The following is a 13,372-nucleotide window of genomic DNA, read 5'->3' on the forward strand; positions in this document are numbered from 1 at the left end:
ATTTAGCGGTATAAGGTAAAATGTCCTACAAAATCTCGTCTATCTTTTTCATCGTTTAATTTCACAACATACCAATAATCTCCAGTAGGTAGTTCTCGTCCATTATATTTACCGTCCCACTTCTCTCCTACTCGTAGCGTTACTATTTTACGACCATATCTATCAAAAATATCGAAGGTTAAATCTCGATATTGATCGGTACAACCTGGGCCCCAACCATCTTGATTACCATCACCATTAGGTGTGAAATAATTAGTAATACATACATCTACATATTCAAAATACTTAGTAGCTATAGCTACACAACCATTAGAATCGGTAACGGTTACTGTGTAGTCTCCAGATTCATAAATTAAAAAGGTATTCGTGCTTCCATAAGATTCTCCGTTTAAGGTATATTCATAATCTCCCGTTCCTCCTGATGCCACAGCAACAATTTCATTTATAGCTCCATCTTCTAATACTAATTGTAAAGGCGTGTAATCTGCTATATCAAATGGTTGTGTTTGTTGAATACAACCATTGGTGTGTCTCACATCTATGTAATGCCCTATTCCTGCAGGAACATTTATAAAAACATTACTTGCTTGATAAGGTCCTCCGTTTAAAGAATAATCGAATTGTGAAAGGTCTGTATTACTAGCATCAACCGTTACGGTAACTAAACTATTAGAGATATTATTTGTACAACTATATTCTACTGTTACTTCAGGGTTAATTATTATAGATTCTGGGAATGTAATATTCCATTCAGATTCACAATCTAAAGCATCACGTACATAAACAATATGGTCGCCACCAATTAATCCTATAAAGTCAAACTGGGTTTGAGTTGCTGTTCCAGTAGTGTAAGTGCCATTTATATCATCTAAACTGACACTGTAAGGTAAATTACCTCCAGAAATATCGATACTAAATTCACCATTCATATCACCATCACAAACTTCAGGTAAAATAGAATTTGGAACTATAATGATTGATACTGGAATTGGGTCAATCAAAGTTTCAGTAAAGGTTACATAACAACCTAATTCGTCTTGAACGATTATATCATAAGTTCCTGGAGCAAGGTTATCAAATATTGGATCGTCAAAGAATTGGTCTAAACGAGGTGAAATTGCATATTTAATAATACCCGTTCCTCCTGTTGCAGTTATTTCAATAATACCATCATCACCTCCAGCACAGGTTACAGGAGTAACGGTGTGGGTTTCACTTAAAGGTGTTGAAGGTTCTGTTATTGTTACTTGTGACGAAACCTCCAAACAATCACCACTTTCTACTTGTACTTGATAGGTTCCAATAGGAAGATCTGTAAAAACTCCTGGACTATTTTGTGTTGCCCCAGTTAAATCATTTCCAGCACCATCTTGTAATGTGTAAATGTAATTACCTAGACCTCCTTCAGCTTCAGCTACAATAACACCCGTAGTATCTCCAGCACAGTTTATGCTTGCATTTGTTGTGTCTAAGGTAACCATTAAAGCTGGAAGCGGATCGATAGTTATTTCATTTGAAACTACAGCAACACAACCGTTAGCATCTCGCACATAATATTGATAAGTTCCTGCCGGCACAAAGAAAATAGCCTGCGTTGTAAACGATCCTAAAACCGTAGCAAAGTTTGGAATACTACTATATTCATAAATACCTGTACCTCCTGTTGCACTCAAGGTAAGCGTCGCATCGTTATTACAAGTTAGCGACGTGTCTTTAACTAAAGAGGCTATTATTTCGGTTGGTGCCGAAATTGTAATATCTGAGGTTGTAAATACACAGTTAAAACCATCTATTACTGTTACATTATAAGTTCCCGCACCTAAACCAGTAAATATATTTGATATCTGTGGTCCAGAAGAACTAATTGTTGGCGTTAATGTATTAAGTGTATAAGTGTAATTACTTCCTTGTCCGCCTGTAACATTACTAACAGTTATTGTTGCATTGGTATCCCCAAAACAAGTAAGCAAAGTTGGAGTTGCAGCAATTGTTGCATTAATTGGTGGTGGATTATTTAATGACACATTTGTACTAGAAACACAGCCTTGGCTATCTCTAACACTTACCGTGTAAATACCTGCAGTTAAATCTGTAAAGCTAGACGTAGTACTATAAGGTGTAATAATTGCACCACTTGTTATTTCTAATTGATATTCATAAGCTCCTGGCCAACCTCCTGTTGCACTCGCTGAAATTGATCCGTCGTTATTTCCACTTACACATGTAATTTCTGTATGTGTTTCTGAAATTGTTAACGGAGCAGTTGGAGCTGTAATGGTAAAGTTTTCACTTATTGTACAAAATGGAATATTTAATAAAGTTCCTGTTAATATATAAGTTCCTGAAGCTAAACCAGACACAGTTACTGGCCCTGCATTCGCAGTGCTTCCAGTTGTGACTGTAGTACCTGTTGCATCAACTATAGTATAATTGAATGCACCAGATTCATCTGAAGGTGTTGGAACTCTGTCTATAAAAGTGATATTAACACTACCATCTGCAGCATTAAAACAAGTAACATCGTTAAGCACATCTACATTAAATTCAAATGTATTTGGGTCATTAACATAATGAGTTGTTTGCAGACTACATCCAGTATCTAAATTAATAACAGTAATAATATAATTACCTATTGGTAACCCTGTAAAGATACCTGTAGTATTCGTTTGGCTATAAACACCTCCTATTACTGAACCTGCTATATCTTCAACTGTATATTGTATATTAGTAGGCACTCCATAAATACTGTTAACAGTTACTGAAATATCTTCATCTGTTGTACATGTAATTGGGTTATCTACATTAACATCTATAGTATCTATATCTGCGTAAGGTGCAATTGTTGCAGAAGTGTTTCCTAAACAACTATTATTATCATAAACATTAATTGTGTAAGTGCCTCCTAAAAAGTCTGATTCTGTATAAACATTACTAGATCCAAACTGAACCGTTACACCACCTCTAATAAATTCGTAGTTTAAATAAGTACCAGAACCACCACTTACAACACTTACAGTAATAGTTGCATAGTTTGGTGTATTATTAGTTGAAGCACAAGCATATTCTACAACGGTAGGCGTTGGAACTGCTATAGGTGTTGCTTCAAATACTTGAATATTTTGTGTGCTAAAACAATTTCTACCAGATGTTACTCGTACTGTATAAATCCCTGTTGCTAAGCCTGTAAACACATTAGATGTTTGAGGCGCAACCACTATAGGTGCTATAATTTCATATGTGTACGGCGGATTATCATTTGATGCTAATAAATTAACTGTAATCGTACCATCGCTTCCTCCGTTACAAGTTACATTGGTTACATCTGCAGAAAAAGTAACTGGTGTAGCTGCATCTAGTGTAATATTTGCATCACTTGTACATAAGGTAGTCGTATCTGTAATTCTCAATGTATATACTCCTGAAGCTAATCCAGAAAAGATATTTGATGCTTGAGGGGCAACTACTATTGGTGCAGTAATTTCATAAGTATACACTCCTGAACCACCAAAACCTGTAACCGTAATTTCACCATCGTTGTTGGGACATGTTGGTAAAGCTGTTACTACTGGCGTTAAATTTAATGGTGGATAGATAACAATTGTATCTGTTGAAGTACATCCATTTCCATCTTGTATGGTAACGGTATACGTACCGTCTGATGATACTATAAATGTAGGACTAGATTGGAAATTCACACCATCAACACTATAACTAACAGGTGCTATTTCCGAACCACTTGGAGTCGCTGTAAATGTATATGAACTACCATTAGAATTACATTGGTTATCTGCGAAGGTTGGTAAAGTAACTGATGGTAAAGGGTCTGATAAAATAACAACATCAATAGGTGTGCTAATAGCACATCCATTGGTATCTCTTACATATACATCCCAATTTGTATTAACACTTATGTTTAAAACACCCAGATTATTAGATGTCCAATCACCAGCATTTGGTGTTACTCCATCTTCAACAAAGGCATATTCGTAAGGCGGTGTTCCACCACTTCCATTTACAACTACCTGAGCATCTTGATTACAATTTGCGTTGGTGTTTACAACCTCAGCAAGTAATAATTCTGTTGGTTGTGTAATTTGGAAATTAACAAGTGACGTACACTGAGTTGACGTAATATCGGTTTCAGTAACTAATAAATAATAATCTCCAGGTGCTATACCAGTAACGCTATCGCTATAATTAGCTCCTGTTAATCCAGTAGTACTTCCTGTAATACCTGTTGATGTATTTGTTAGGTTATTGAATACTTCCCAAGATAAGGCATTCCCATTATAGCTAGAGATTGTGAAATCAAAACTACCATCATCTAAACCAGGTACTTCATAACAGGTTACATTGGTAGGTGTGCCAGTAACTGAAATCGTAGATGGACTAGATACAGCTGAAACTTGTTCAGAATATGAACAACCCGTATTTATATCTAGAACCTCAAAAACATAACTCACATCAAATTGCAATCCTGCAAACTGATGATTTCTTTCATTTGGTGAAACGTCAGATGTTGGTAACCCATTAGGTGCTACACCATCAGTTGGATTAAAAGTAGTTGTACCATCATAGATTCTAACTCTAAATGGTCCTGTACCATTAACAATACTAATATTATAATCTACGCCCGTTAAACAACTTCCTGAAGCGTTTGTTACAATATCAAGTTCACTTACATCTGAAGCAACTAAATATGGTCCATAATTATATTCACAACCATTGGCATCAATAATTCTTAAATAATAATTTCCGAAATTTAAATCGTTAAATGTAACATTAGTACTACTAGTTGGTCCAACTGGGTTTGTAGATGAAGTTGTTGCTACATTACCAGAACTATCAAGTAAAGTATAGGTGTAATCTGGTGTTCCGCCAGTAACATTTAATATTTGAATAGCACCTAAAACATTTCCAGCACCACTACAGGTTATTGGAGTAATTATTTCACTACCTAATGTTATTGACGCAGGTTCATTAACTGTAGCTACATCGGTAAATTCACATGAATTACTATCTCTAACAGTATAATTATAATTTCCAGAAGCCAAACCATTATACACCGTTTGAGATGTAAAAGCAGATCCGTTAAAACTAATTTGATAAGGAGGTAAGCCTAAAGTTTCATCTACATCAATAACCGCTACACCAGTACTATCACCATTACAGAACACATCTGTTGTAATAGCTGTTGCAGAAGGATTAGTAATTGCTTGAATAGTTACCACATTGGTTAAAGTTGTACAACCTAATGCATCAGTAATTCGATATTGATAGTCTCCAACTTGTCCATTATTATAAGTATATGGCGGATTTCCAACAGTATTAAAAGTACCACCATTGAATGAAACTTCATATGTATATGGTGTCGTTCCACCAGAAACGGTAATTGCAACTTCTGCATCTGGAGTAGTCGTACAATCCAATGTTTTTGTTAACGCAGCTGTTGCTGTTAATTGGTTTGCAATAGTTTGGGTTGGGATATTATAAACACATCCATAAGTGTCTCTTACAATAATATCGTAAGTACCTGGTGTTAAATTATTAAATGTATTATTTGCTGAAAATGGTCCACCATTAAGGCTATATTCATAAGGTGGCTGTCCTCCTGTTGCATCTACAATTAAGGTAGCGCCATTAGTTGAATCAAAACAATAATCTGATGCAACGCTAATTGTGGCTGTAGGCAATGTAGGTGCGTTTATTGTTAATGCTGTTGTTTCTGTACAACCATTTGCATCGGTCACTCTTACTATGTATGAACCAGCCAAAACATTAGTTATTATACCATTATTTGGAATATTTGCTATTAACGCAAGAGCAGTATCTAATAATTCGAAAGTATATGCTGATGTCCCTCCATTTGCTGTTGCTGTTATTGTTGCACCATCAATACATGTTGCTGGAGATATAGACGTACTAACTCCTAATATTCCTGGTGCGTTTATAACTTCAGTGAACGAGAAGTTACAAGTATTAACTGCATCTTCATAACGTACTTGAATATTATAAGTTCCAGCGGCTAACCCACTAACCGTTACAGGAGAAGTTAATTGTGTAATCCACGTTGTTCCATTATCCATTGAATATTGGAAACCATTAGTAGTATCAAAATTTTGGGCTGCTATAGTAATAGTTCCATCATCAGCGTTTTCACAAGTTAAATCTGAAGTACTTACTACATCTGCAATAAAGGCATTTCCTGGGTCAACAATGAAAGGAAAATCTACCTGTTGAATACATGTAATAGGTAACTGATAAACACTAATATCATCAATAAGCGCATCATTACCGTAATACTGAACACTACCTGAACGTATAACAAAAGTTAAATCGGTATTGTTTCCAGGGTTAAGGGTAACTTGATTAAAATTCCATTGTTCGTTTTTAGGGATTATTCCCGTAAATTGTTCTGCTATTACAGTTCCTGAACCATCAACTAATTGAATTCTAAAATCTGGATCATCTCTATCAGAATTTACCGTACGCATTAAATTAGCTAGGTATAAATCAACTATAATATCTTGATTTGGAATGACATCTAAAATAGGTTTACTATAAAGAACACCATAAGGTCCTGCGGCAGATCCAATATTAACTAATAAGAATCTTCCATCTGGATCTGCTCCATTAGTTGTGTGGTCGTCAAAATGATACCAAGCTCCTGTATTATTTGCAGAAGGGTCGTCTGATCTCCAAAAGAAACTAGCCACAGAATATTGGTTATCTTCTACAGAGCGCGTACCACAAGGATAAGGAGCAGTAACACGTTGATCGTTAAAACAATATGCACTAGCAATACCAGAAGTGGTTGTTGGAGGTCCGCTACCAAAATCTTCATTTAATAGATTACTAAACGTTGGTACCGTTTGCAATTGATATTGAACACTAATAGTATGTGACCCCTCTGGAACATCCAAAAACACTCGAGGATTTGAGGTATTTGGATTCTCTACACCATCAATTAAATAAGTAAATGTATAAGAATTTGATGTTTGATTTGTTACCGTAACCGTTGTTGATGCTGTACCATCGCAATTAAAATTAGGATCGTCAATACTTATGGTTGGAGGTACTGGTTCTGGATCTAGAACAATACCAGGTATTGGATAAATACATCCAAAGGAATCTCTAATATATAAGGTATATGTTCCTGGATCTACATAAGCTTCATTAGTTGAAACCCAAGTAGTTTGATTATCAAAGCTATACTCATAAGGAGGTACACCACCTTGTGGATTAGTAATACGAACTCTACCTTCACCAGAAGGACCACAACCAGCTAATTCTGATACGCCTCCAGATGCTGTTAGTGCGTGATCTGGTTGCGTGATTGTTATATCTTGAAATACTGAAAAACATTCAACCCCTCCTAAAGAATACTTAATTCCTACGGAATAAGTTCCAGCACTAAGGTTCGAGAACGTTGGATTAGAAGTATATGTTACACCATTATCAATAGTATACTCAATAGTATATCCATTGGCACTTGTAACATTAAATTGAATTTCTCCAGAATTATCATTATAACATAAAATATCGTTACCAGAAACTGTAAATACAGGCTCAGGAATGCTATCTACTGTTATTGACGTGCTAGCAGAACAATTATAAAAATCTCTTACCGTAATATCGTATACGCCTGGAGAATTAACAACATAGGTTGGTATGTCTTGAGAAACTGTTGTACTATTTATGTAATACGTATATGGAGGTGTTCCCCCTACTGGATAAATAGTAATTTCTCCATCTGTACAAGTTAGAGGCACTGTAATAGCTGCCGTAACTGTAAGTGTTGGTGGATCAATAATTTGAATATCTTCCGTGTACGTACAACCGTCATCTGTAGTAACATTAACCGTATATAAACCAGGGTTTAATGAAGAAAATGTATAATCGCTTGCCAAAATTGGACCAACGCTATTTACTAAAACACCACTTTCGTAAATACTAAAATAGTATTGAGGAAGCGCATCGTTAGCTGCCAAACTTATACTTCCAAAATCACCATTACAATTAGGTTGAGTAACATTAGTTGTTACCGTAAAATCGCGTTCTCTAACTAATATGCTAGGGGTTTGAAATATACAAGGGTTAGTAGTAACACCAACTTGTCTTATATAAACTTGATAATACCCCGGTGTATTTATAACAAACGTATTAGAAGGTTGAAATGGGCCGTTAGGGTCTAAACTATATTCATAACCAGATGGCACACCACCAACTGTAACACTTCCTGGTGTTGTACAAAGAATATCCTCGGCTGTAATAGTTGGTGTTAATAAATTTTGGTATACATTAAAATAGAATATACTAAAACATCCACCTGGATAATTAATAACAACTCTAAATTCACCTGCCGTATCTGCAATATAATCTGCTCCTGTTCCTACTTGATTCCAAGTACAGGTATCATCTTCATTAGCACAATCGTCAACCGCTACGGGTGGACAACTCGTGTCATCTAATTGTTCCCAAATAATTGAAACAGAATCGCTAATATTTGTATTAATAGTACGCGTTTCATTACCCCCACATAAGAAGATATACGGTAATACCTTACCGTCATTTGGACATATAGGTAATAAATCTGCATAAGGAATTACGGGGTTTGTTAATGAACTTCCGTAAGTAATTACATTGAATTGCTCATTAATTGAAATACAAGTTGCTACAGTTGTGTTTTGAACATAGTATGTTCCAGTTGTTGTCGCTGTATACGTTTGACCTGTTGATATAACTGGAGTTCCTGATGGGCTTGTTGACCATGAATAACTATCATAACCATCTGCTGCAGTTAAATCTACACTAGAACCACATAAAACTTCAGTTTGCTCGAAATCACAATTAGAAATATCAACAATAAAATTGGTAGAAGTTGGAATGCCCAAACATACTGTTGTCGCAAAACTTCCTTCTTCTACTATTTCTGTAGGATTAATAACGCCTCTATAAGTTGCAAAAGCCTGATTTCTAATTTCGTTAGAACAAGCTTGACTTAAATCGTAACAATTTGGCACTACTTGAATTGCTAAGCGAATTACAAACTCTGGATCTCCTGCTTCTACAGAACCATCTGGTATATTAAAAATAAGTGTTCTTGTTGCTGGATCGTAAGATTGCAATGTCGCACCTCCAGCATTCGTTAAATCTATATCTGTAGCTGGATCAAATATTATATTGTCTGGTAGAATATCTTTTATGGTAAACTGAGTAACATTATCGTTACCAACACTTTGATAAGTTATCTCATAAAATAATTGTTGTCCCAAAACCACATCGTCTCCATCAATTAAATCTCCCGCTGTATTTTTTACAACTTTGGTAAGGTCTATATCTGGAGAAATAACATCGACAGCAAAGGTGCTAAAAAATGCAAAAATCGGGTCTGCTTGACCACGAGCTACTTGCAATCTAAAATCGGCTGAAGTATCATTATTTCGTATAAACTCTGGTTCTGCATTTTGAATTTCGAGAAAACCCGTATCGTACCCGAGTGTATTAATACTAAATGGATTTCTTGGATGAGAAACCCCATTTTCGTTTTCTATAACGGAGCCAAAAAACTTATTGGCAGTACGTAAAGGTGTCGTAACCTCTTTACCATTTATCTCTAATTTGGTAGCTCGTTTTGTTCTGTCTCCATCTAAAGCTCCATAAGCAAACTGCAAATCTATATTACCTGCTGGAGGTGTAGTAAATCCAGTTACTGGAATTGTTTCTTGATGACCATCGAAAATATGACTAAAACCATCAAATGAAGTAAACGATTTGGTATGCAAATTTGGATCTTCATAAATTACTAAAAGTGTCCAACCTGCAGCTAGACCTGTTGAAAAATTTGATCCTTGACCAGCAATAATATTCGCTACGGTATAAGTTCCTTCAACATCAGTTAAACCTGTTAATAAATCTGTTACTTCTGCATAACAGGCATAAGGAGTGTTTCCTGGTTCTCCTGTTTCTGCAATAATTGGACTTACAATAGCATCATAAATAATTTCTCCAGTAATATCGGTATAGGTAGTTGTACCTGGTACTTTAAACTTAATTTGATTAATATTATCTCTGTTACCATTTTGTAAAATAGCACCCCAATACAAACCCGCATATGCTACCCTGTAACATGTAGTAGGACTCCCATCTGCTTGTGCATGCAACATTAAATCGGCACTACTAGAACTAAAAGTAGATGCATCACTATCAATATCAATGTATTGCATTGATATATCTTGATTATCTCTTGTTAAATCGTTAAAAGGTTGGTTATCTTGACCAAGAATAGCATTACCTACAACCAGCATACTTCCCCTTACCTCCATTTGCTTTCGCACCGTGAATGGCTTATAGGTTTGGGCAGCACTACTAATTGATAGTAACAATAAAAATAATACAACAAGTGTTGAATTATAAAAAGTAGGTTTTTTCATGGCAACTCTATTTATCATTTCTTTTATATGGGGCGAAAAAGAAATAGTACCTCTAATTTTGTTTCATTAAATTTTATTTTATCATACGTAAATTACCACTTAATAGACAATTCATCGTTATTTAATGATTTTAATCGGCATAAATATCGTAATAATTTTTGTAACAAAGAAGTAAAATGATAATTTTTGAACTGTTTATCGATGTTTTTAGTCTATTAATCCAACATATTTCATTATAATGTAATATTAAGATTACAAATAAATTGAATATTAAGCAATATTAATAAAAGTAGCAGGCACTAATTATAGAATACCTTTCAATAAGATGACGTATTTTTGTGAAATTAAATGACTTTAGTCCCGTTTTGAAGAAAAATAAAAGGACTCATATCGATATTAGGTTCTATCAACAAAACATCCATCTAACTAACATTTTAATAACTATTGAAATTAATAAAGACCTGTATTAATATTAGTTCTCAATTTTCACCATAGACATATTCACATTATATGGTTCACTTCCCTTAGAGTTAAGTGATTGATTTGCAGCATCAATAGAGTTAAACTTTTGATAATATATATAATATTTACTCGTATTAATATCAAAGAAGAAATCAATATTAGATTGTCCTGCAGCTACCGCTTTTCTTAAAAATTCGTCTCGCTTTTCAATGCTAGAATGTACGGCCACAACAATGTAATAACCATTCTCAACATTATTTACATCTTTTAATATTTGAATATTACTTAGTACCTCACCAGAGTCAAAGTTTTCAGGTTTAAGTGGTTCACTACTTATTGGCGTATATTCTTTTATTTGCTTTAAGGCAGCTCTATCTTTTTGATATCTAACTTGGTCATTATCAAACGCAGCACGTTTAATTCTACGTTTTCTTTCAATCTCAGTAGCCACCTTAATAGTTTCTAAATTTGCTAACAAACTAGATCTTGTTTTAATAGCCTGAGCTTGTTCCGATTTTAATTCTTGTATTTTATTTGCATAATATTGGTTAGTAACATCCCGTTTGTCACGAACAGTTTTTAACCTCTCGTTATATAATGTCTCTAATTCTTTAATATTTAGGTCTCTAGATTTTATAACATTATCCAAGTTCAACTGGATTGCTGCCATAGCTGCATTTTCTGCAGAGATACTCTTGAATGCTTTTGGAGCACTATAGATACCTTGTTCACTTAAATCGTTTTCTTCTTTTAAATCGTCAAGATCCTTTTGCTTACTTGCAATTTTTTGTTGCAACTGGGTTAACAAGTCTTGTTGCTCTAATTTAGAATTATTGGTTAACACAGTAATACCATTCATCTCTCTAGTTTCCCTATCTCTAGGAGCTGGAACCATGACACCATCTAGGTTAATCATACCAATAATTTCCTCTGCAACTATTTCTGGCTGAACTTCTTTATCTTTTTGTGCTTGAGCTTCTTGCTCTGCTTTTAATCTAGCTTCTTCTGCTAGTCTAGCTCTTTCATTTTCTAATGCCTTTACTCTTGCTTGTTCAGCAAATTTTTCCTTAACCACTTGCTCTGCTTTAAGTCTAGCAGCTTCTTCTTGTTCTCTCTTAGCTTTAGCCTCAGCAGCTGCTTTCTGTTTAGCTACTCTTGCTAATCGTACTTTTTCTTCTTGTTCTGCTTTAATTCGTGCAGCTTCATCTGCCTTTTGTTTAGCAATGGCATCATGTTTAGCTTTTGCTTCTGCTTCAGCTTTAAGTTTTTCTTCTTCTTTGCGCTTCTTTGCAAGTACTTCAATTGCCGCTAAACGTTGTTCTTCAATTAATTCTTCTTCTGTTTTTTCTTTAGGTTTTTCTGGTTCAACCTTAGTCACTTTGTTCGCTACGGAAATAGTATCTGCTTTTGGCAAACTTTCAACCACCTCTTTAGTCACTCTTGAAACACGTTTTTTGCGTGGTAGGTTCTTGTATTTATTAGGTGTACTTTTAGCAAGAACACGGTTAGATTTTTTAGAAGGCATAATTAACGCTTCCTCTTCGTCATCATCACCATAATTATATCTGTAATTCTTCTTGAATTTATATGCCAAAGTTAATTCATGTGAGCTTCCAAAATTAGCAAAATCACCTAGAGCTTTTTCATAATTATATTCCAAAGCAATTTGTTGGGTTATATTTAGACCAACTCCTGCCGAGGCGCCATAAAGTGTGTTATATCCAGCTTGAGCCCAGATACCCTTTGGAACGGTTAACATAACGATACCAGAAATTACGGTTTCGCCTTTTTTAAATTCTGATCTTATTAATGTTGAAAACTTACTCTGATTGAAAAAACCTCGTGTGTTCATATAACCTGTATACATTATATGCCCCTGCACACTTTGTTGCGGATTATCTTCAATCATTGCTGAAGTTGTAAAATTATATGTTGCCAAATTGTTTATGGATAATCCAAAATCGAAAAAATCTGTTCCATAATTAATACCTGGGTTTATGGTAATTATAGAATTAGAAGGAATATTATTTAGTGAAGGATCTTGAAAATTACTAACTACGCGTCCTTCATTTATACCACTCTTGTAAAAACCTAAATTCATACCAAAGGTCAGGTTACTTTCTCTATTCAAACTAACATTATATGCAAAGTTTAATATGCCACCAAATGTTGACAACACTCCATAATCTTGTTGAAATAACCCAATTCCAGCACCAATATTTTCTCTAAACCTACCTGAGTAGCTAAACAAATATGTTTGCGGTGCATCGTCAAATTGTACCCATTGCCTTTTATTAGTAAAACTTATGTATCTATTTTGTTCTCTAACAAAGCTAAATGCAGGGTTAATGGCATATCTATTAAATTTTAAAGAGTTTCTAACAGGAAGCTCAAAAGCAACAACGCCATCCTCTTGAGAATGGAATTGCTGTAATGTACAGACAAAAAATGCTATATATAATAGATGCTTGCACATT

Annotated in this window: 2 protein-coding genes; both read right to left on the reverse strand. The window is 34.7% G+C overall.

Going from position 1 to position 13,372, the window contains the following annotated elements:
- Positions 1-2: 2 nt before the first annotated feature.
- Positions 3-10,433 carry a T9SS type B sorting domain-containing protein gene (locus Q0739_RS07485; protein WP_298238093.1) on the reverse strand — a complete coding sequence of 3,477 codons (10,431 nt, stop codon included), beginning with the start codon at positions 10,431-10,433 and terminating at the stop codon, positions 3-5.
- Between the two features lie 472 nt (positions 10,434-10,905).
- Entirely contained in the window at positions 10,906-13,371 is a 2,466-nt protein-coding gene (locus Q0739_RS07490) for a PorP/SprF family type IX secretion system membrane protein (protein ID WP_298238094.1), read from the reverse strand.
- Position 13,372: the final 1 nt, after the last annotated feature.

It is taken from the genome of uncultured Algibacter sp. (assembly GCF_947487605.1).
Taxonomy (GTDB): domain Bacteria; phylum Bacteroidota; class Bacteroidia; order Flavobacteriales; family Flavobacteriaceae; genus Algibacter_D.

Excerpts from the sequence above, each read along its gene's own strand:
- Q0739_RS07485 (WP_298238093.1), bottom strand. The coding sequence starts at position 10,433 with ATGAAAAAACCTACTTTTTATAATTCAACACTTGTTGTATTATTTTTA.
- Q0739_RS07490 (WP_298238094.1), bottom strand. The coding sequence starts at position 13,371 with ATGTGCAAGCATCTATTATATATAGCATTTTTTGTCTGTACATTACAG.